This window comes from Aeromonas sp. R2-2 (assembly GCF_040908355.1).
Lineage (GTDB): Bacteria > Pseudomonadota > Gammaproteobacteria > Enterobacterales > Aeromonadaceae > Aeromonas > Aeromonas veronii.
This window is the reverse complement of record NZ_JBFODQ010000084.1, coordinates 31,460-52,476: the sequence shown is the minus strand read 5'-3', so window position 1 is coordinate 52,476 and position 21,017 is coordinate 31,460. Positions and strand designations below refer to the sequence as shown.

General features: G+C 47.2%; 18 protein-coding genes and 7 pseudogenes. 12 read left to right on the top strand and 13 right to left on the bottom strand.

The genetic code is table 11. The features are described 5' to 3' along the window. Positions 1–63: 63 nt before the first annotated feature. Positions 64–876: pseudogene (locus AB5Z09_RS17975) on the bottom strand (helix-turn-helix domain-containing protein). Positions 877–1,356: 480 nt separating this feature from the next. On the opposite strand from AB5Z09_RS17975, the gene AB5Z09_RS17970 reads away from it, so the two are divergent. Beyond that, positions 1,357–2,340 (top strand): IS5 family transposase, encoded by a 984-nt coding sequence (locus tag AB5Z09_RS17970; protein WP_368195904.1) that lies wholly within the window; start codon positions 1,357–1,359, stop codon positions 2,338–2,340. 715 nt (positions 2,341–3,055) lie between these two features. Here AB5Z09_RS17970 and AB5Z09_RS17965 read toward each other — a convergent pair. Next, positions 3,056–4,618, bottom strand: a complete 1,563-nt coding sequence (locus AB5Z09_RS17965; protein ID WP_368195903.1) for an EAL domain-containing protein — start codon at positions 4,616–4,618, stop codon at positions 3,056–3,058. Between the two features lie 538 nt (positions 4,619–5,156). On the opposite strand from AB5Z09_RS17965, the pseudogene AB5Z09_RS17960 reads away from it, so the two are divergent. From AB5Z09_RS17960 to AB5Z09_RS17950, 3 genes and pseudogenes are all read left to right on the top strand, one after another. Further along, positions 5,157–5,716 (top strand): annotated as a pseudogene (locus AB5Z09_RS17960) (IS110 family transposase); the annotation flags it as partial. Next, positions 5,715–5,936, top strand: a pseudogene (locus AB5Z09_RS17955) (IS5/IS1182 family transposase); the annotation flags it as partial. The pseudogenes AB5Z09_RS17960 and AB5Z09_RS17955, both read left to right, overlap by 2 nt. A gap of 455 nt (positions 5,937–6,391) precedes the next feature. Next, positions 6,392–8,527 carry a hypothetical protein gene (locus AB5Z09_RS17950; protein ID WP_368195902.1) on the top strand — a complete coding sequence of 712 codons (2,136 nt, stop codon included), beginning with the start codon at positions 6,392–6,394 and terminating at the stop codon, positions 8,525–8,527. Positions 8,528–8,531: 4 nt separating this feature from the next. Here AB5Z09_RS17950 and AB5Z09_RS17945 read toward each other — a convergent pair. From AB5Z09_RS17945 to AB5Z09_RS17925, 5 genes and pseudogenes are all read right to left on the bottom strand, one after another. Next, positions 8,532–8,870 (bottom strand): annotated as a pseudogene (locus AB5Z09_RS17945) (integrase core domain-containing protein); the annotation flags it as partial. Between the two features lie 19 nt (positions 8,871–8,889). Next, entirely contained in the window at positions 8,890–9,972 is a 1,083-nt protein-coding gene (locus AB5Z09_RS17940) for an IS110 family transposase (protein ID WP_368195901.1), read from the bottom strand. Between the two features lie 282 nt (positions 9,973–10,254). Continuing rightward, positions 10,255–10,404 (bottom strand): annotated as a pseudogene (locus AB5Z09_RS17935) (DDE-type integrase/transposase/recombinase); the annotation flags it as partial. 243 nt (positions 10,405–10,647) lie between these two features. Next, positions 10,648–11,994, bottom strand: a complete 1,347-nt coding sequence (locus AB5Z09_RS17930) for an IS110 family transposase (RefSeq protein WP_368195900.1) — start codon at positions 11,992–11,994, stop codon at positions 10,648–10,650. 223 nt (positions 11,995–12,217) lie between these two features. Beyond that, positions 12,218–12,478: pseudogene (locus tag AB5Z09_RS17925) on the bottom strand (transposase); the annotation flags it as partial. 304 nt (positions 12,479–12,782) lie between these two features. Between AB5Z09_RS17925 and AB5Z09_RS17920 the strand changes: the two are divergent. Beyond that, positions 12,783–12,929, top strand: coding sequence for a transposase (locus AB5Z09_RS17920; RefSeq protein WP_368195899.1), 147 nt, complete (start codon positions 12,783–12,785; stop codon positions 12,927–12,929). Positions 12,930–13,754: 825 nt separating this feature from the next. Here AB5Z09_RS17920 and AB5Z09_RS17915 read toward each other — a convergent pair. Further along, complete coding sequence (locus AB5Z09_RS17915) at positions 13,755–14,213, bottom strand: hypothetical protein (protein WP_368195898.1); 459 nt, start codon at positions 14,211–14,213, stop codon at positions 13,755–13,757. Beyond that, positions 14,185–14,835, bottom strand: coding sequence for a transcriptional regulator (locus AB5Z09_RS17910; protein ID WP_368195897.1), 651 nt, complete (start codon positions 14,833–14,835; stop codon positions 14,185–14,187). The genes AB5Z09_RS17915 and AB5Z09_RS17910 overlap by 29 nt, the downstream gene beginning before the upstream one ends. A 437-nt stretch (positions 14,836–15,272) precedes the next feature. On the opposite strand from AB5Z09_RS17910, the gene AB5Z09_RS17905 reads away from it, so the two are divergent. Continuing rightward, positions 15,273–15,629 (top strand): multidrug efflux SMR transporter, encoded by a 357-nt coding sequence (locus tag AB5Z09_RS17905; protein WP_368195896.1) that lies wholly within the window; start codon positions 15,273–15,275, stop codon positions 15,627–15,629. Then, complete coding sequence (locus AB5Z09_RS17900) at positions 15,626–15,967, top strand: multidrug efflux SMR transporter (protein WP_368195895.1); 342 nt, start codon at positions 15,626–15,628, stop codon at positions 15,965–15,967. Before AB5Z09_RS17905 ends, AB5Z09_RS17900 begins: the two co-directional genes overlap by 4 nt. Positions 15,968–16,180: 213 nt before the next feature. On the opposite strand, the gene AB5Z09_RS17895 is transcribed toward AB5Z09_RS17900, so the two are convergent. After that, positions 16,181–16,633, bottom strand: a complete 453-nt coding sequence (locus tag AB5Z09_RS17895) for an antitoxin Xre/MbcA/ParS toxin-binding domain-containing protein (protein WP_368195911.1) — start codon at positions 16,631–16,633, stop codon at positions 16,181–16,183. A 111-nt stretch (positions 16,634–16,744) separates the two neighbouring features. Between AB5Z09_RS17895 and AB5Z09_RS17890 the strand changes: the two genes are divergently transcribed. The 4 genes from AB5Z09_RS17890 to AB5Z09_RS17875 all read left to right on the top strand — a co-directional run bounded on the left by AB5Z09_RS17890 (position 16,745) and on the right by AB5Z09_RS17875 (position 18,438). Then, complete coding sequence (locus tag AB5Z09_RS17890) at positions 16,745–16,948, top strand: hypothetical protein (RefSeq protein WP_368195894.1); 204 nt, start codon at positions 16,745–16,747, stop codon at positions 16,946–16,948. A gap of 108 nt (positions 16,949–17,056) precedes the next feature. Then, complete coding sequence (locus AB5Z09_RS17885; protein WP_107683376.1) at positions 17,057–17,356, top strand: hypothetical protein; 300 nt, start codon at positions 17,057–17,059, stop codon at positions 17,354–17,356. Positions 17,357–17,708: 352 nt separating this feature from the next. Further along, positions 17,709–18,116 carry an H-NS family nucleoid-associated regulatory protein gene (locus tag AB5Z09_RS17880; protein ID WP_368195893.1) on the top strand — a complete coding sequence of 136 codons (408 nt, stop codon included), beginning with the start codon at positions 17,709–17,711 and terminating at the stop codon, positions 18,114–18,116. Between the two features lie 61 nt (positions 18,117–18,177). Then, the gene (locus AB5Z09_RS17875) at positions 18,178–18,438 is read left to right on the top strand and encodes a hypothetical protein (RefSeq protein WP_368195892.1); all 261 of its coding nucleotides are present in this window, start codon (positions 18,178–18,180) and stop codon (positions 18,436–18,438) included. Between the two features lie 75 nt (positions 18,439–18,513). Here the strand turns inward: AB5Z09_RS17875 and AB5Z09_RS17870 are convergent, their stop codons facing one another. From AB5Z09_RS17870 to AB5Z09_RS17860, 3 genes and pseudogenes are all read right to left on the bottom strand, one after another. Next, positions 18,514–19,341 (bottom strand): Fic family protein, encoded by an 828-nt coding sequence (locus AB5Z09_RS17870; RefSeq protein WP_368195910.1) that lies wholly within the window; start codon positions 19,339–19,341, stop codon positions 18,514–18,516. Between the two features lie 66 nt (positions 19,342–19,407). After that, a pseudogene (locus tag AB5Z09_RS17865) lies at positions 19,408–19,641 on the bottom strand (DUF4172 domain-containing protein); the annotation flags it as partial. Positions 19,642–20,042: 401 nt separating this feature from the next. Continuing rightward, positions 20,043–20,249, bottom strand: a complete 207-nt coding sequence (locus tag AB5Z09_RS17860) for a helix-turn-helix domain-containing protein (RefSeq protein ID WP_368195891.1) — start codon at positions 20,247–20,249, stop codon at positions 20,043–20,045. Positions 20,250–20,367: 118 nt separating this feature from the next. Between AB5Z09_RS17860 and AB5Z09_RS17855 the strand changes: the two genes are divergently transcribed. Next, positions 20,368–20,934, top strand: a complete 567-nt coding sequence (locus AB5Z09_RS17855) for a hypothetical protein (RefSeq protein ID WP_368195890.1) — start codon at positions 20,368–20,370, stop codon at positions 20,932–20,934. Positions 20,935–21,017 lie beyond the last annotated feature (83 nt).

The following is a 21,017-nucleotide window of genomic DNA, read 5'->3' as shown; positions in this document are numbered from 1 at the left end:
ACAGCCATTCCGGCCAACGTGAACAGCCTGATCCAGCATTTTGGAGATTTACAGATCTAGTTATCATTCGTTGCTGATCGCAAACTGGTCTATTTTTTGCTCTGTTTCAGAACGCACTTCTTTCGGTATCAATTTCAAACTCTTCATGAACATACTGTCGTGGCTCTGACCCTCAATCACCCTGCCCTGATGTGGTAGCTGGGTGTTGCTGTGCTTCAGGTAGTTATCCAGATCTATATGCATTTGCTCTACCGACTCATACCGGGTCGTACCCCCTTGATACGGCACTGTTCATCCAGCTGTGTGCGATGCCGTCGCTCGATAAAGCCATTGCTCTGCGACCACCTTGGTGGTCCGGTTCTCAATTCCCTCCAGTTGCAGGAACAGCTCGTAGGGATGATGGTCAGGGCGCCCACAGAATTCGCGCCCGTTATCCGGCAGGATGGGTATAGACCCGAGCCTCATGGGCTTCAAAGAACGGCAACACCGTTTCGTTGAGCACATGGGCAGAGATAATTGGCTGCTTGCTGGTGTCGTGCCGTTGCCACGCGCCACGCCCTCCACCGGCACAGACGTTGATACCTTGTAGAGCTAGTTCTTGCGCGACCCGCAGTGGGCCATGGGCTGGTCTGGTAAGGGAGTAATCGAGGATGGCCCGCTCAATCTCAGGATCGACCGGTTGGGATGATCCCCTTGACAGCCAGGCAATTTGTCGAGCAAGCCCTCGGCGCCATAGGTCTGGTAATTACGGAGAATTTCGTAGAACTGCTGGCGGCTGTAGCCGATGAGCTTACAGGCTTTGCTTATGTTATTGAGCTCTTTGGCGAGCTCTAGCAGGCTGAGTTTGTGACATGCGCCTTTCTCGTTGGTGGTCATACGGTGACTCCAGATAACACGGTAGGTGTTCCGTTTTGTTATCCGGTTTAAATCTGTATGACCACTCCCTTTTGTGGGCAGCCGTCAGGTGAATACCATTTCCATACATACTGTTGATACTCAGTCTGAGGTCATTCATGAGCAGCTAGCAGACTACTACAACTGGGACAGAACACATAGCGCCCATGGGGCCGCAGCCCCATGGAGCGCCTTTTGAATTGATTCACCAACCACCATTCTCTGATGAGGTGGATAACCACTACGTCCCTGAAAAGGAAAGGCTTTGTGATCCTAATTACAGATTGGATTTTCAGCTTAGCAAATTGAAACGATCTCTATGAATCGTACAAAGATCCGCTCTGTATAGAGCATCCATCACTTTACATTTTCTACTGCAATCCTAGCCGCTTTAGGGAAGGTGCGAACAAGTCCCTGATGTGAGATCATGAGCCCCACTTGGCATCATGGATAAGGTTCAGCATGAATCATCAGCTCACCTTCGCGGATAGCGAGTTCAATGGCAAACGCCGCAAAACCCGTAAGGAGTTATTCTTGGCTCGTATGGAGGCGTTGCTCCCATTGGCAATGATGCTGGAGGTCATCGAGCCCGTCTATCCCAAGGCAGGTAATGGCCGTCGCCCCTACCCACTCGATACCATGCTGCGCATTCACTGCATGCAACAGTGGTATAGCCTTAGCGACGGAGCCATGGAGGATGCGCTCTACGAGATTGCTTCGATGCGTCTGTTTGCCAAGCTCTCACTGGACCAGGCCATCCCCGACCGCACCACCATCATGAACTTCCGCCATCTGCTGGAGCTGCACCAGCTGGCCCGGCAGCTCTTCGACGCCGTCAACCAATGGCTTTCTGACGCCGGCATCATGATGAAGCTAGGCACGTTGGTCGATGCCACTCTCATTGAGGCCCCTTGCTCGACCAAGAACAAGCGTGACGGCGAGATGCATCAGACCAAGAAAGGCAATCAATGGTACTTCGACATGAAGGCTCATATCGGTGTCGATGCCAAGAGTGGCCTGACGCACAGTCTGGAGACCACGGCAGCCAATGAGCACGACCTCAATCAAGTGGGGAATCTGCTCCATAGCGAAGAGGCATTTGTGTTCGCTGACGCAGGATATCAAGGTGCGGAAAATCGTGAAGAGCTGGCGGATGTAAAGGCACAATGGGCGATTGCAATGCGACCTGGCAGGCTCAAGGAGCTCAAAAAGCATCCGCGCAAAAACAAGGCTGTGATTGCCTTTGAGAGGCTCAAATCCAGCATCCGCGCCAAGGTGGAGCACCCGTTTCGGATCATCAAACGTCAGTTTGGCTTTGTGAAGGCGCGGTTCAAGGGGCTGCGCAAGAACGACAACCAACTGGCGATGTTGTTTACGCTGGCGAATCTGTTTCGCGTGGACCAGATGATACGGGCATGGGATAGCTGTGCCCAAAAATCGAGATAAGCCTCGAAAATGAGGCTAAATGGCGCTTAATAGCCGAACACTTGAAGCAAAAAGTCAGGTTTTTAGAGTGATGGGTATTTCAAATGCGGACAAAGAGTTCGTGGTGAAGGTGCGATCCACTTGTTCGCACCTTCCCTAGGCTTACTGGTTAAATTAGCACTATTACTTACCGTTTCGGTAAGTGCTTTCTTTGTTATAAAATGATTTTTGTTGCTGTAAACACCTAGATAGGTGCGCTAATGAAAATATATCAGATGAACTCGCCACGTTAGGTGAAAATAAACATGAGTGAGCATGGATATGTACTATTTTACTTACTATGCCATAGAAAATCCAACCTACAGGCAGACTAAAAAAGTTTCAATAGCGCGCCAATAGAGAAGAGCAGGCATAGAACGTTAACGACATAGGAAAAAGATCATCAACAAAAACTGGGGATTTTTACTATTTTAGATGATGTGGGCATCTGATGAGGTTGCAACATGTTTCAAAGGTTATGGTGTTGTAATTAGAACTATTGTTGATCAAGTAGCCATGAGAAGTGCAGCTACACATAAACACATGCGCTACCTGGTAATAGTAAATGTTCGTTTATTATCTTTAATAGATTGGTCTTAAACAGTAGCCGACATTTCCTCAATAAATACACTTATAGCGATGTGATGGACGCTCCCACTCAGCACGGTCATGTGTTAAACTTGGGGGGGACTACAATTTAGAATCGCTCTACATTATTAAATTGCGATTTTATCAGATACAACCCAAATTGGTCCTTATCTAATGGTGGTGAGTATAAATATCCTTGTAGACAATCAACTCTTTTTTCTCGCAAATATTTTTCTTGAGCGTTGGTTTCTACCCCTTCAGCAACTATAAATAAGTCTAGCTTTTTTGCTAAAGAAATAACGCTGTCGACAATATGACGCGAGCAAGGCTCATCGCCAATTCTTGCTACAAATGATTTATCTATTTTAATGCAGTTGAAATTAAAGTTTTGCAACGTAGTTAGACTTGAGTGACCTGTGCCAAAGTCATCCAATGCTAAAACAACACCTATAGATGAAAGTTTATCTAATCTTTTCATAATCTCATCACTATAATTCAGAATGCTAGTTTCTGTTAGTTCTAACACAAGGGTAAACCTCTCCCTAGAACAAATTTTAAAGAAATACAAGCAGTCATCAATCAATGATTCTTTCTCTAGATGCTGAGATGTAACATTAAAGCCTACATGAAAACCACTAGGTAATGCGTGCTGATAAGACTGAAGTATGATAGCTGTGTCAATTATAAGCTTTCTCGTCATCTCAACTATTAATCCTGATGCTTCTGCTTGTGGAATGAATAAGTCTGGAGGAACTATACCATCCGTTGAATGATTCCATCTCATAAGTACCTCAACACCCATGAACCTGTTATTGTTGGATTCAATTAATGGTTGAAAATAGGGTACAAACTCGTTATTTTGAAGTCCGGATTTAATTTGATCTGAAAAATTTGCGGGCATCATCAATAGCCGTCTAATTAATAAGGCTACAAGTATGCTGAGAACAAATGAAGTAATAGCTAAAAATCCATATTCATCTTTGAATTTATCCTTCGCATTGGAGAATGTTGTATAGCCATATATGGAAAATGGGTATTTTCTTGAACTACGTTCCAATGAAATAAATGACTTTATTTCATTCTGATGGTAATGGTAGTCCCCTGACTCATCAAGTGATTTATTACCTACACGAAATTTCATGCCAGTATTGTCTCTTGATATGTTCAATATCATTTCTATATAGTCGCTATCTACAGAAACAAGAGCAGTGAATGGTGGCTTATTTTCCCTAAATATAACCAATGGATGATTTTTTTTAATGTTATTCCCAGCCATCAAAAACAACCTGCCAGAATGATAATCTTTATCACGGATTTTGATGCGATCGTGTGATACATCCCCAAGTAATGAGGAACAAAACATCATCCCTTTATTTGCTAATGTAATTGTCCTTACAAAGGGAACAAGAGCAACCTTTTCTCGCAGGACTAACAATATCGCATCACACTTATCATCTGACTCAGATAATGCATCTATGCTTGCTTTTTCTGCAAAAGAAAAAACCTGATCTATTAAGGCTACGGCTTTGTATATTGAAATACTTAACTGTTGGTTTATGTCCTTTACGAGCTGATGATAGAAGACAAATGCTCCTAAAGTATTGATGAAAATTAAAAATATAAAGGCTAACGCCGTGGCATTATTTGGTGAGTTAATTTTATTTCTTAGCAATGTTTCGCTCCTTAATGTGTATACTTACAAACGCACATCAATCAACGTCGCTACAATGGTCAAAACAAACTATAGCACATTATCAATTTTCTAGTAGGAGCGTTTGTTAAAACAATCAGCCCTTTATCAATGTTTGTAAATGGTATGAATTATATGCTATGCACTGAACATTCTATTTTTGATGCCATCCTTTTGTACCAAGAGGATACGCTGATATTTTAATTTCTAATTCATACGTGGTGCCGTGCTGTATATGGTGTTTTATGTTGTGTTTTCCTGGCACCTGCGTTAATTCATTCTTTGATGCGTTTTCCAATATCATGAGTTGAAAGTTAGCGGTATTTAAGGCAATAACTGAAAATGACATGCTAGTACCATTATTAAATTATCAAGTTATTGCACCTTCTGACGATTTGGACACTGATGTGTAGTAAAAAAAATAATAATTATATTTTTATGGGAGGCGCACCTCCCCAGAACGGCATCTGAGTGCCCAAGTGACGAATGTAAGTTCCCACTGATGAGAGAGGCGACCACCATGAAGGCTACGACTATCGGCATCGATCTGGCAAAACATCTCTTCCAATTACATGGCGTTGATCAACATGGCAAGACGGTCCTCAAGCGACAGTTGAAGCGGGATAAGATGCTCTCATTCTTTGGCAATCTTCCTCCTAGCCTGATCGGCATGGAGGCATGCGGCAGTGCCCATTACTGAGCCAATACACTGCAAGGAATGGGGCATACCGTCAAACTGATGGCGCCGCAGTTCGTGAAACCCTATGTAAAGACCAACAAGAATGATGCTGCGGATGCAGAAGCTATCTGCGAAGCCGTCACCCGACCCAATATGCGGTTTGTGCCCATAAAAATGGCGAGCAGTTAGCCGTGTCGGCGCTACATCGCGCAAGATAAGGGTTCATCAAAGCCAGAACGGCACAAGCTAATCAAATAAGGGGCCTGCTGGCTCAACATGGCATCATTGTTCCGAAAGGTATTGCATACATTAACCCACAATTGCCCGAGATCCTGGAGGACGCAGAGAACGACCTACCCGGAACTTTTCGTCAATTAATTGAGCGTTTAGGGGGGCACCTTGCTGGCGATTCGCAAGAAAGGACTGGCGCACAGGAAGAAGATATGGAGGTATCACCGTCGCTCACTTGCAGAGACGGCAATGTATCGGTTCAAACAGTTGTTGGTGGGGAAAGTCAGTCTGCGTAACTACAACGGCCAGGTGGGAGAAGTCATGGCGTATGTACGCGACATAAACAAGCTGAATACTTTCGGCCTACCTGTCAGAAAGCCTCGGGTGTAGCGGTCACCCAGCGCTGGGGAAGTCATGACTTGCTGGCTGATTTGGGCAAAAACGCCGCACTTATCCACAAAAACGGTGTGTAGCGGGGTGGTGAATCTGGAGGTAAGGTTGAAGATGGTCTGATGCCGAACAGGTTATGCTGAGTCAAGGAAAGGATGGAGTCCCAATGACCAGTCCGGTAGCCTGACGACATCATAGTAAAAGCCAGTGATTGAGGCTTGTAGAGCGGTGTTTTAATTACTCTTAGGCAATCGGTGTTGATGCTGATGTTGTATTTTTAATGCTGCATTTATATTTATTTATTTTTTTTTATTTTGAGACTGCGTTGCCGTTGAGAAAAAATGTATCTATTTAGCGTGTGGTTGGTATCTAGACACTCTACAGTTAAATGGCAACGAGTGCACATCCCTACGCTAAGTGTCAGAAGACAAAAGATAACTACCGAGATACTGAGAATGAGCAAAATGACGTTATTTGCAACCAGACGGTACGGCGCCGCTTTAATCGTTGGCATGAGTGCCCTGCTGGCCAGTGCGGCAATCGCTGTGACATCTAACCCAACACCCACTGGTGTGTTGGGGCGTACACCGACTGTCGGAAATCTCGAGTTTGAGCCTGCCACTGTATACGGCGTCGAGAGCAAGAATGTGAAGCTCAACTACCGATTCAATGACCCGGATGGCGATGATGAGTTGGGCTCTGCTTTCTCATGGGCGACCACTGACGGCGCTGGCAATCCCATAGATCTTGGTAACACGCAATCGATACCCGTCGTACCAGAGGCGGCCATCAACCAACCGCTGACGGCGTGTGTCACCCCAAAGACAAGCGACATCATCACCGACCCATCATCAGGCGATCAGAAGTGTGCCACCACCACGGTACAGCCTCCGCCACCGCTGGTCAAAAATGTGGATGTGAAGGTCAAGGAGGCTGATGGCCTGTTTGTTGAGGCCAACAACTTGGCTGCCACATACACTTGGGAAGGGGTCGGCAATGACACCTCCATCTACTCATACGGCCCACTAGGACAATCAGCCACCCTGCTGCAAAATGGCGCTGGTGCCAACACCAGCGGGGGCACTGTTCCTGACTTCTCGCTTGCTGGCTATGCCGGAAAAAAGTTGGAGCTCAGCATTCAGCCACAGAGCCACTACGGTGGCATCGGCAGCATAGTGACCACGCCCATCGACTCCTATATCTACAACCCCAACTTGCCGCCGTTGATTGCAAGTCACTCTCCCCCCACTACCGGGCTTGTGGGGGGGGTGGTTCCAGCTACCACCTATGTCTTTGACCGTGCAGGTGGTGCTGACGGGGACAACTCCACGTATGATTTTTATTTGGACAATACCCTTGTTAGGAGCGGCAAAACCGCCAATGGGGTGATCCCATCACAGTCCATCCCTGCTGGCGTTTACGGCCGCCCCCGTTTTGTGATAACCCCAGTCAACGGCCTGGGTGTGAGCGGAAAAAAATTCAATACGAATAACTTTGCGACTATTTTCATACCTGACCCAAATAACAGGCCCGTTGTGAGTGATGTGAAGATCACCTATGCCAAGCTGGCTGCTGGCGAGTTGCTTGATGGAGGCTATCTCTTTACTGATGCCTTATACAGTGATGGCCCGAACACAACGTATGCCTGGCGCGAATTCCGTGCTGATAGTAATACCGAAAAATTATCCTGGATTAACACCTATGGCCAGCGTGCCAATTACCCGCCTGGCACATCCACCACTGGCAAGATAGGGCGTTATCGGGTACCTCAATCCATGATTGGTAAGCGCATTGAGTTGCTTGTCTTGGGCATGAATAATGAGGGGGGGACTGCTACAACAGTTGCAAGTTCCGGCCCAACACCGATAGTGCCAGGTGTTGCGCCTGCGGTTAATCCATCTGCAAAGCCGATTATCCCCGTAGCCATAACTCTCGAGAAACGTGCATATATGAAGTATTTTCATGGCACAGCCTACTATACCTTCATGCCCAACGGTGGCGGGCTGGGGGACAATAGTGTGGTCTATTACGAGCGCAAAAATATCTTCACTGGTGAGCGGCTTGCGGCAGGTTCATCTAAGCTTGGGCAGGGCATTTTGACTATTCCTTGCTATCTAAATTGGCTTGTATCTATGACTTTTGAGCCCATAAATAACCTTGGCATTAAAGGTGATAAAGTGACAGTGACAACAGCAGACCTTGGTCTTGGTCCAGCAGGGCTCGGATATTGCTACGACACGCACGCGATACGTTCTATTGTCAATCCGAGGATTAACTTCACCTCATCTGGGGCTCAATTGTTTGTCGGAAGCCAAATTGATGCCACCTACACTGGCTTTACTCTTTCACCAGGCATGCAAGATGTCACCTCCGCATCCTGGAATGGTGGGCCGTTTATTCCTGTGGTGACGCCAGGGGTTTTGCCTTCCTATGTTATCCAGCAAAAGGATGTGGGCAAGCCCTTGACTTTGAAGGTTCGTTATCAAGAGAGCGACAAGAGAGAGAACGTCACGACTAGAATAACCAGCGCAGAGAAGGAGGTTGAGTATTCTACCAATGGTTTTTTGAGTTCCATCGTGCTTGAACCCTAATTATTCAGCAATATGACCCTGGGGCATCTCCAGGGTCTTTTTGTTGTGGGCAACTACATCCAGGCACTTGGTTAGGCCGTTCTTCGGCTTCTGCTGGCGGTATCCCGTCATTTTGGCAATGTGGACGCCGCCAGTTGTAGTAATCCATCAGGTAGTAACTGATATCCCGCTTCGCCTCTCACAAGCTCATATATCCCATAGCCGGGAGCCACTCTGACTTCAAGCTCCTGAATAGTCGCTCCATCGGGGCAGTATCCCAGCAGTTGCCACGTCGGTTCATACTTGTTGCCAGGTTGTTGGCCCGTCAGAAACGCTGCCAGTCGTCACTACCATATTGGCTACCCTAGACGCCCTTCTAAGAGTCAAGTCGTTATTTGAGTGCTGTTGATCAACCGGTTTTGATTGCGTAACAACCTATAGACTTCACGCGAGATATAACGTTTTAGGCAACGTAGCGCTTCCATTTTTGAGTGACCATCAGCTACCCGTTTGGCTACATATTCTTGTGTTTTCGTACCGGTGCGCAATCGCCCTATAGCGATAATATGCAGAGCATTATTGGCGGCACGATCACCACCACGATTCAGTCTGTGACGGTTTGTTTTACCGGAAGATACGGGGACTGGGCTGACGCCACATAAAGCCGCAAAACCAGACTCAGAGGTCAGGCGCTGAGGATTATCACCAGCAGTGTTCAGCAGTTGAGAAGCACATTCGTACCCTACAGCTTTTCGCCTGATAAGCTCTGGCGCTAGCTCATCGACAATCGACGTTATCATAACGTCCAGATCGGCTATTTCGTCATGTAATTCCAGATATCTTCGAGCCAGTGATTTCAGTGCAATACGATAGGCATCCTGAACATTGCGGTAGGCGGTAACATCAGGTCGCCACGAGGCCAGTGTGCGGATCAAATGCATCCTCGTGAGATGACGGATCTGGTCACGTAACTCATCAGGAGCTGACACGATATTCATCTGGATCATTTGTAGTGCAATGCGTCGGGCTGCAACAGCTGTTTTACGGCAGATTTTCAGGACGCGAAGCGCTTCAATCATTCCGCTACGTGTTTTGGGCGTGACGGTGCGTATGCGGGAGAAAGCGGCGTGGGCAGCACTTTCGGCATCGATCGTATCGCTTTTACCACGTTTACGACGTTCCATTTTATCCGGTGCGGTGACCTCCAGTACCTCGATCTCTGAACTCTGGAGGTAGCGCAGCAAGCCTGCGCCATAGGAGCCAGTACATTCAACTCCGATGCGCTCAATCGTACCAAGAGATGCCATCCAGGCCAGCATTTGTCGGTATCCTTGGCGTGTTGCCGCGAAGAACTCATCCCCCAGAACTCGGTTGTTTTGATCAACTACAGCCGCGACATGTAAATCTTTATGCGTATCAACGCCCCCAACAACGGACGGTGATTGAGCTGATTTTGTCTTTGCCATAAGTCATTTCCTGCTTCGGAAACTATCCGTCATTTCTCCTGACGATAACCTGGACAGGACAGTAAAGAGACAAGCCGTCAGGCCCTTCTTGAGTCACGCGCATCGGTGAGGAGATGCCTCGCATGAAATACTTCCCGGTAACTGACGGGTCCAGGGAAAGACACATTTCTGGTCGTTCAGAGTCAGTGTCAGGAAACCGGGGAGTCTTCACTGCATCAGTGATCTTACCAGTCAGGCAAAACAGCAAGCATGGCGATGAAAACTGACAGTGACATTATTACTGTCAGAGTGAAACAGCACACCGGATGGGCAACCCCGCTGCTGATAGGCCATCTCCAGTGCTTTGACGGCCAGCTCTGCATCTGGTTTATCTGACATCGCCCAGCCCACGACCCGCCGGGTATGCAGGTCAAGCACTGCTGCAAGGTAATTAACTGATAGAACTCATACCCGGTTTTGCGAGCCAAAAACAGATGACATAAGCGTTTACCCCACGACGTTGCAGCCTGGCTAAAAAAGCAGTCTCTCGTGACTGGTAGCTTTATTAGGACGATGACGTGCGGATCCCATCAAGGCCAGAGCCGGAAAACGGCTCACAGACAGGCCGGATACATTAACGCAAACGACTTCTGGAAATCAGTTCACGCTTGCAGATAAGGAGCAGACCATACATTCCTAAGAAACACCCTCGATTGCCTGTAGGGTAAAACCAAATTCGGCGGCCCGACGGTGCAATCCCTTGACCACCCGATCGCGGTACTGCTGCTCGTAGTGATCGGCGCCAGGATCCTGATATTCCATACCAAAACGCATGGCGTTATAGAACAAGACCGCAATCTTGCGGGCCGTGGCGGTGACCGCCTTCGCTTTGCCGATGCGCGCTGACAACCGTCGGTAGAATGCCCCCAGCGCTGTATTTGTTCTGCCGATGGTCACCGCTGCCAGTCGTAGGTGGGCGGTGACTCGATTCTTGGTCTTGCGAGTATGAGCTGACAGTACCTTGCCACCACTGATCCGGCAGCCCGGAGCCAGTGTCAGCCATGAGGTGAAGTGTTGGGCCGTTCGCCAGCGACTCAGATCCGTTCCACACTCGGCCACCAGACGCAGTGCCAGGTAAGGGCCAATGCCATGGATCTGGGTCAGATCGATACCGACCAGTTGATAGAGCAAGGTGCGGACATCCAAGTTGAGTGCGTTCGGCTGCCGGGTACGGTGGCGAGGCTTGGGTAGCGCTTCGCTGGGACGGGGCTTACCACGAGAGAGTTGTTGCAAGCTTTGGGCAATCTGCTCATCACAGAGAGAAATCTGGGCCTGGTAGGCGTCATACATGGCCAGTGCCTGACTCAAGGCAAACACATGCTCGGGCTGGTAATTGCCAACCAGCGCACGTTGGATGGTTTCGACGCTCGACTGACAGCACAAGTCGCGCATGGCGGCGAGCATCGTGGCATTTCGCTCTCCTGCGACAATGGCACGGATGATCCGCATACCGGTGGCGCCGGTGATGTCACTCACCACATGCTGCAATTGCAGGTTCATGTGAGTTAGCGCCTTCTGCATGTGCTGGATATGGGCCGCAGCGTAATCGAGGTGACGTTCACGTAGCCGCAGATAACTGCGCAGCGCGGCGATCTCCCGCTCAGGATGGAAGCTGGCGCGCAGTAGACCGCAAGCATGCAGGCGCTGGATCCATTGCGCATCGTTGACGTCAGTTTTGCGCCCAGGTACGGCCCGGGCATCCCGGGCGTTAGCCAAGATGACCTGTAAGCCATGGGTCTCCAGGATCTCGTACACGGGTATCCAATACACACCCGTTGATTCCATTGCCACGGTAGTGATCCCAAGCTCGACCAACCAAGCAGCCATACGCTCCAGGTCTGCCGTGAAAGCCTGAAAGGTTTGCACTGGTTCTTCGGCGAGCGCGGTGGGCACCGCAACCACATGGAACCGTGAACCGATATCAATGCCCGCGGCGCGGGCATGGATGATCGGCAAACCGTGTTCTGTGTTGTGCTTTTTCATGAATACCCCTCCATCACAAATAGTGCCGGACGGGGACTCGGATTCGATCACATTCCTAAACGGGGTCACCAAGGTGCCACCACTCACGGGTCCGCAGCTTCCCCTGGGTCAGGTTTTTTGACGGGGACTAAGCCTCCAAAAAGCAAACGACCACTGTCCGGTGAGATCAGTGTAGTGGACGTGTTTCTAATTCCATGGGCCACGGAGTGCCGGGGAGGCGGTTTTTTAGAATGTCCTTTTCACGTTCGAGTCGGTTGATGCGGGCTTCCAGCTCCTGAATTTTTTGCTGCTCCGGAGTCAGTGCTTTTCCGATGGGGGTAGTGCCACTGCGTTCGGATTGCAGTTGCTGAACCCAGCGGCGAAGTACGGTTTCACCGACATCCAGTGAACGACTGGCTTCAGGGACAGAATATCCTTGGTCGAGCACCAGGGATGCGGCTTCGAGTTTGAATTCGGCAGTAAATGAGCGACGTAATCTTGTCATTGAACACCTCAGGTCATGGTGGCGACTGTACCACCTAAAATGGTGTCCGGGATGATTAGACCACTACAGATCAGACCAATCTGCGCCGGGGATTACGAGGGGAGTTTGCAATCATAATCCTCCAAGGCATCACGCAAATACTGCGCAAGTCACACGACATACTGGAGGATGCCGATAACCGGTTGCCAGCCTTGTTCCGTCAACAGTTGAGCCTGCTACAGGATTATCTGGACCACCTGTTCAAGATAACAGTGACACTCGACAAGCAAATCGAGCAATGTCATAAGCAGAACGCCTTGTCCCAATGCATCTGTATGATCCCCGGCATCGAACCCATCACTGCCAGTGCGTAGTTGCGACAATTGGCAATGCCAACAATTTCGAAAATAGCAGGCAACTGGTCGCTTGGAGCGGATTGGTGCGACGCCAGCACTCGAGCGGCGGTAAGTAAACCTTGCTGGGGATCAGTAAACGGGGCGAAACCTATTTGAGATCCTTGCTAATCCACGTTGCCAGGGCAGTTTTGCAGTCACTAAGGCGTAAACACGATATCGTCTCGTGCTGGGCAAGCGGGTTATTAGGGCGTAGGAATAGCAATATTGCGGCTGTGGCGTTGGCCAACAAGAATGCCCGCACGGTCTAGGCGCTCTTGACCAAAAGCCAAGAATATTGCCCTCGGCAATAAGCGAGACAGACCCAAGGGAAGCCCAGCAGATAGTACCAGCGATTGTTCAGGCTGTATGAAGTGATGGCTAGAGAGGTCAGACCGAGATGGGGCAAACTCGCTTTGGACAAGGATCTAACGAGATCGAGTTGTTCATAGGACTTATACTTGGCAGCTGGGCTAAGGTTTGGCTGGCGACACTGTCCTTATGCCAGCGAACGATCGAGTCCTCCAATGCCGATCAGACTTAGAGGATGATTGCTAAAGAATGAGAGCATCTGCTCCCGCTTAAACTGTCGCTTGATGACCGCCTTGCCATGTTGATCAACGCCATGTAATTGGAAGAGATGTTTGCCAGATCGATATCGATAGCCGCGTTCTTCATGGTGATCGCCTCTCTCATCAGTGGGAACTTACATTCGCCACTTTGGCACTAAGATGCCGTTTTGGGGAGGGGCGACCATTCCATTAACGCCACAACGCAGGCAAACAGTCAGATGATGTCTATCTCAACACAAATTATACTTATATATTTACACATCATAATTAAGAAATTTGATTATTCTTGTCTCACCAATTGAATATAATTTGCTATTTATTGAACGGCACGAGCTATCTATTTATCGCCCCCATTCTCCCCTTGACTCTACTGACATAAATTATTTCAATAGGTTGATCATAAAAGGTCAAATATGTACCCCCTGTATCTCCAGTATCTCCTACTTTGACTTTATATCCCGAAATGAGCCTTGAGGTATCATATAATATGTTTATTCTGTCTATAGCGTGATCATTTGGTGCTTTTATTTCTTGTTGTTTTATGTTGTAGGTGTATATATGGCTTTTTGAAGCCCCCCAAATAAATCGCTTCAAAAATACAGACCCATCAATCTTGTTCTTTATATAAACATCAAGAATTCCTGCCTTACAAACACCCTCTTGCAGATTATACTTCCCATCATGTATGAAAGTAAACTTACACCCTATGCCATTAATAAATGGGTATGTGCTAGGGATTAAAAATAATGCTGGCCACAACCATTTAAGAAGCTTTAAAAAAAGTGAATTCATTATCACGCTCCGTAAACCAATAAGTCTCCCCTGTATCGCTGTTCAAAATTTCACCAGGGATGTCATTTTTATTAATTGTGTGCGAACCACAAAATCTAGACTTCTCATACTCTACACAATGAATTTCAGGTTCAGCTATAATCCTTGTTAAATATAACGCTACAGATAATATAAAGATGGTTGAAACATAAAAATAATATATATGTTTATAAGCAAAGCAGTATGCTCGTCTAAAAAAAGATTCTAAAGAGTGTAACATTTTTAGATATAAAATATTTTCACTATAGTTTTGTCTAGTTGTTAAGTGTTCGCTGCTTTTTCCATTGTATGAATCATCAGATTCATTTTTTGAATGAGTTGGCCCTTTTTGTGGGATCTCTAACTCACTGTTGATAAAGATAATATCTGCGCTTAATTTATAACCCATTTTAGGTATGGTTTCTGGTTCGCTGTGGACCCCAGCCCTTTCCAGTGTTCCTCTTATGCTTTTAATAGCAATGTTGAGAGAGTTGGGCACTACCACTCGGCCTGGCCAACCGGCTGCCAGCAAGTCATCTTTCGGAACAATCTTGTTTTTCTCTTTAACAAGAAGTTCAAAAACAAGTCTCTCACTATAATTCAACCGTCCTACCTCAGTGCTGTTTGAGAATATCCGGCCTGAAGTTAGATCGAAATATATATTCACGCTCATTTTATTCGGATCCTCCACCCAATACACTAAAATACTCTTGTATTGATACTTAAGAGTTTAGTAAAAAACCAAAAAAAAAACAAGAAAATAAAATTAATTATAATTCATTATTTTTTTTCTTTTGCCTCTTTTGCTTTCTTTGTTAATGTGGTGACATGGTATGAATAGCTTAGAGTTGAGACTTTCAACATATGCCACTTCAAGTCTACCGACGATAGATGTTGCTTGTTGATGATCTCTAAGTAGACCACACCAACCAAAAACAAAGCTACCATTTTTATTGTGGTGAGTTAGTGATAACTCTTGTCCTTCTATTTAATTCTGTCATATCAAACTTAAGCGAGTAAGCTAAGCAAGGATATTTTATAATGCTGCCTGATGAATTACTATCTGAATTATTATCGAAAATTAATTGTCCTTGGTGTATTTTAGTTGTTGCTGGGGTGTGTGAGGTTTTATGGGTGTATTACATGAAAAAATGTGATGGTTTCTCAAAGCCCAAAGAAACAACATTGTTTTTAATGTTTAATGTTCTGAGTACTATTTTTTTGGCTTTGTCCCTAAGGAGCATAGAGATCAGTATTGCATACCCCGTTTGGGTTGGCATAGGCTCTGTAGGTGCAGTTACTTTAGGTGTTTTAATGTTTAATGAAAGACTGTCTACGGTTAAGTTTTTCTTGTGCTCAATGGTTTGCGTCGGTGTAATAGGGTTGAAATTATCATGAACTACCGAACTAGTTGGTTTTACCTTATTGTGGCCGGTATTAGTGAAGTGATATGGGCTTACTACATGAAAAAATCTAATGGCCTGACTTTAATATATCCAAGCTTAGTGTTTTTGTTGTTTATGTTAATCAGCATGGGCTCTCTCACTTTAGCGAGCAAGAGGTTGCCTATCAGTTTAATATATCCTATATGGGTCGGGATAGGTACCGTTGGAACAGTATTTTTAGGCTATTTTTCTTTTAATGAGCCATTGAGCATACAAAAGTTAATCTTTGTTTTTATTATAATCTTAGGAGTTATTGGGTTAAAACTCACGCACAAAGAACACATCGGCTAAATAATGTATACTCAGGCCTCTAGCACAGGAGGGCAATTTCACAAATTTTGACTCTCCTTATATTGGTGTGGACACTACTGTAGTGGTCAACTAAATCCGGACACTTGGTTCGAGCGATACTCTGATTCTGAGGGCGGTATCCCATCATTGTGATGTTGTGGGCACCGCCAGTTGTAGTAATCCATCACATAATAGCCAGTATCACTCTTCGTTTTATAGGCACACCCCATGCCGAATCCGTCCCACTAGATCGACAACAGCCTGAACCCCCATTGGTGTAACCAACAACTTAGCTGGGGCTACGCCACCGAGGCCCCAGGCGGTGCGGTTTAACCACGACAGTGTCTTGACGGTATCGTTCCTGTGGAAGACGAGTGCCGCATCGAGGGCCTGTGCAACTCCGTATACCCTGGCACCCTGAGATATTGATAGGTGGGCTGTAATCCGCAGCTTGCGGGCCAGTGTACTCCGGCTAATACCAGCCCACTGGCAAACCATCCCCACATCAGTCTTCATCAATTCCGCGAGCCGATAGAGTATGTCCGGTGCTACGCCAGCCACGATCCATTGATGTGCTCCTAGTGGGTCACGAGGAATACCAAGACCTTCTAGGAGACGGTTCGGAGTAACTGCGTCACTACTAGGATGATAGGTTGCATAGGGCATCATGTAGCACTCCTCATTGTACAAACACGACCTCTCATGAGCTATCCTACCCCAAACTGTCGTTTTGAGTGGAAAATTAATAACCAAATGCCCCTGCATTGAGGAGGGCTGATGACCGAGTTGGTCTGTACTGAACCAGGTTTAGGCATTGAGCTGGGGACTACTTTACAGGTTCTATCGGAGAACGGCTCTGAATGGGAAATCCTGTTGGGTAATGAATACCGCAGGATCAACAAACGCAGCGGGCGCGTTACAGGTTGGAAAACACCTCCAAAATTTGAGTGCAAAGATATCCAAAAGCAAAATTTCAAATAATTTTTCAATACAGGTGACATCTGTGATATGTAACCTGCGCAGGTTATTCCTATATCCACCACAGAAGAATATTATAGATTTCATAACTTATTACTTAAGGGGCTTAGCATGCTCGTAAAAGGGATTGTGCCAACAGAGCAGGTTATTGACATTCTCTGTGATGTCTGTGGTCGTAGTACAAAAACGAATTTTGGAACCAACCAATACGGTTCGTTATCGGCGGATTTTGGCTATGGTTCCCGTCACGATGGTGAGCGTTATCTGGTGCATCTGTGTGAAATGTGCTTTTTCGGTACACTCGCAACAATGAGGGAGATGCATCGCGGGGAACATATGTTTGACGATGACTATGAGGCTGCAAACCCAGACACATTTGGGCGTGATTATTCTAATAGGGAAATAATATGAGTAATATGCTCCCATACTCTAGTTTGTGTGGAGATAAAATCTCTTATCATCGACTCATTCTGTGAGCCAATGATATTTTTCAATCGGCTCATTTCGTGAGCCGATCAAGATCGTTCATCGGCTCATCTGGTGAGGTGGTCTCAACGCTCACTACCACTTGGATTTAATTTTTAGCTACATAGTTTCATAGCAGATTGGAGCTAGGCCACTAAACAGATTCGAACGCGATTTCGCTCACGTCTTTTTGAATAATGCTATTTATCTAATCGTCTTGGTGCCAAAAACAGTGGTGCTAATGCTTGGGTTGAGAGATAATTTCACTGATATAAAAATGTGATACATGAGGATAAAAATGAACGATTTTTTGAAAACTTTGTTGAATATCCGTAGTCTGCGAGCTGCATTGCGTGAGTTGTCATTTGAGCAGTTGGTCGAGGCTAAAGACAAATTTGACGAAATCTATGCCGAACGTGAGCAGCAAGAGAGCAAATTGAGAGAAGAGTCCGCTGAACGCCTGCAAAAACTGGCTGAGTTTGCCGAGCTGCTGAAAGACGCTGGCATAGATCCGAGTGAGCTGGTTGGTACTGCGGCTCCGGTGAAATCTGACGGTTCAGTCAAAGCCAAACGTGCTCCTCGTCCTGCAAAATACAAGTACATTGAGGATGGTCAGGAGAAGACCTGGACTGGTCAGGGGCGCATGCCTAAGGCCATTGCGGAAGCTGTGGCGAGTGGTCGAGCATTGGAAGAGTTCTTGATCTAGTGCTGAGAGCCCATGCCAGCTCGGCGTGGGCCTTTAATTCTATCTGTAGTAGGAGCACCGTATGGGGAGGACATTAGAGGATATCATCGCATCTGAATCACCCGAGGTAGTCCAGAAAGCCAAGGTGCTGGCCGAAGAGCAACTGGTACGTCTCAGTGTGACCAGACTGCTTTCAAGTCTCGGGACAGGTGATGTTCCTGAAATAGATCCCGATGTTCTCGATGGTTTGTTGTCGCTCAAAAAATCAGTTGAGAGCCATGACTGTCGGTTGAGTTTATTCGTTCATATGCCGGACGGCACTCATCATGGTGTCAATATTTAACTAAAGATCGTCATTGGTACGTTAATCGCAGATTTTATCTACCAAATAAAAATAACACCCCATGGCGATGCTTTTTCAAACTCCCTCGGTGTGCGAGCGGATCTGATAGCGTGTATTGCGTCCGCCACCAGGTAATTTCTCAATGCACCCCCTACCCACCAATTCGGCCAGATGGCGTGTAGCCGTCGCCTTGCTGACTCCGGCGACTTTTTGATATTGGTTGGCGTTGATGCCATTTTCAAAACCTTGTTGGCCGCCATCCAATAAACGGTTAATAACCTTGGTTTGCTCTGGACTCAGACCATCATGACAGTGCTGCAACCAGAAATGTTTTTTGGCAAGAGAACGGTCAATAACCTGTAACGCCAGCTCTATGGAGTAATCCAGTGTGTCGAGGAACCAACATAGCCAGGAGGTAATATCTAGCGAGCCCCTCTGCGCTGACTCAAGCGCTCGATAGTAGTCACCCCGCAGCTCTAGAATCGCAACTGACATGGCATACAGCCGGATGCTGTGGCTGTCAGCCTGTGACAGCGCGAGATCGGTCAATGCCCGCGTGAGCCGCCCATTACCATCATCAACGGGATGCAGGGTCACGAACCAGAGATGGCAAATCGCCGCACGAAGCAGGGGATCAATCGTGGGGTCATGCCGAGTCTGGTTAAACCAGGGGATGAACTCGGCCAGTTGATCGTCAAGGGCCGCTCTGGGTGGTGCCTCAAAATGCACGATGGGGCGATCAACACGCCCAGAGACAACCTGCATCGGCTTATCTCCTCGCAACTGCCCTACGTTCATTGGCTGTACCGACCATTCGTTGACAGGGAACAGCCAACGATGCCATTGGTAAAGTCGTTCAATTGTCAGTGGTTGTTCATGGTTGTCGATGGCATCCAGCATCATGGCCGCGAGCCCCTCTGAGCGCTCTGATACTGGATAGGACTGAGTTTGTGAGCTCCCTAACCGCCTAGCCAGGGAAGATCGCACGGATTGGGCATTGAGACGTTCGCCTTCGATAGCGGACGAGGCGATGATGTTAGCCAATAACGTGTCCAACTTTTGGTCGGGGTTCCCCAACCTGGAATGACTACCGATTAGAATTCCCTGCCTGCGTTGAACCTGCCGTAATCTGGGCAATATCTCGCTATCCTGCCAACGAAAATGGGGCCAATCAGCTTGTTGCCAAATCCAAAATGGTTCCATTATTTCCTCATCCAACGTGCTAGGGTCTCAATAATGAGCCGACCCAGCCCATCATTCGGCTCAATGTTTGAGCCGAATATAACACATGCAGCAGACCAGCAGAGCTGGTAATGAGGATGGAGATACAGGCTGAACATCTCAGACCGGAGCTGATGAAAAACTGGATTTATTGCTGCTGGGTGGCGCTACAGCAATCAGTAGATAGACAAGGCGGGAGCTCGTTTTCGTTTCGAATGGTTCATGTGAGCTTGCAGCTTGCGCTGCATAAAGCCACGCACAAGCAGATGCCGTCTGGTCTGCTCATTCATATGCCTGATGGTACTCGCTATGCCATCACTGTGAATAATTATAGGGAAATTTAGTTTTATCTGGGTGAAGAGATAATTATTTGGCAAATATATCTATGGCAGCAGATCGCGAATGTCACACCCCAGTACCCTGGCAAGGCGATAAGCTTTCTCCAGGGTGATATTGACCTCACCACGCTCAATTCGTCCTACGTAGCTTCTATCAATTTCGGCCGCATATGCGAGTGCATCTTGCGATACGCCCAATTGAAGCCGTCTATCACGTACAGCATCACCAAATTTTTTTGCTAGCTCTTGCATGTCTCGCCTCTCGCTGGCGAGCACTATCTCTGGTTGTCTGGCTAACGACCACGGATTATAATCCGCAACCGAGTTTAGATTTCCACTAAATGTTTTCGTTCGAGGCCCAGGATTGCTTATGAGCTCCCAGACCGTGTGGTTACCAACCGCGCTCTACACCGCACTCATTCGATGGCAGATGGATGACTTCACTGCGATAGGATTTGTAAATGCCATTTTTGGTGACAAAGCAGAATCGCAGATACGTAAGCGGCGTTATACCTTCATTTATCGGCATCTGATCAAGCTCGTAAATCAGGGACTTCTAAAAAGGAAGAACGTTGATGATGGGAGACGCTTTTCTCATTTCATCAGGACTCCCAAGTTCGATGAAGTGCATTTCAAAGAGGAATTTATTGGGCCGGATGCGCTTGTAACGGAATCGGGTAAAGAGCGTGAGCCGGAAACGTATGAATCCGTTCTGGAAGGACTGATCGCGAGAGCACAGCACTACCGTAAGGGGTTGCAGGAATGTGATTCAATGCTCGCTGAGTACCAGCAATTAAGAGTGGACTTCTCCATATTGGATCCAGCGATTGAAAGTGCCATCAGCAATACCGTTGCAGAAAGTCGCGATTTGCGGGGCAGGCTGGAGGCCGTGGAGAGGCTTTTGAGGGGGTTGATTGCGTTTAGAAGTGCCTCTTGATGAACGGCCAGAATCGATAGACGGCGTTGTTGCCTAAATCGATGCAGTTTGAAGGGAACTTACTGAGGACTCGGAGATCTGAT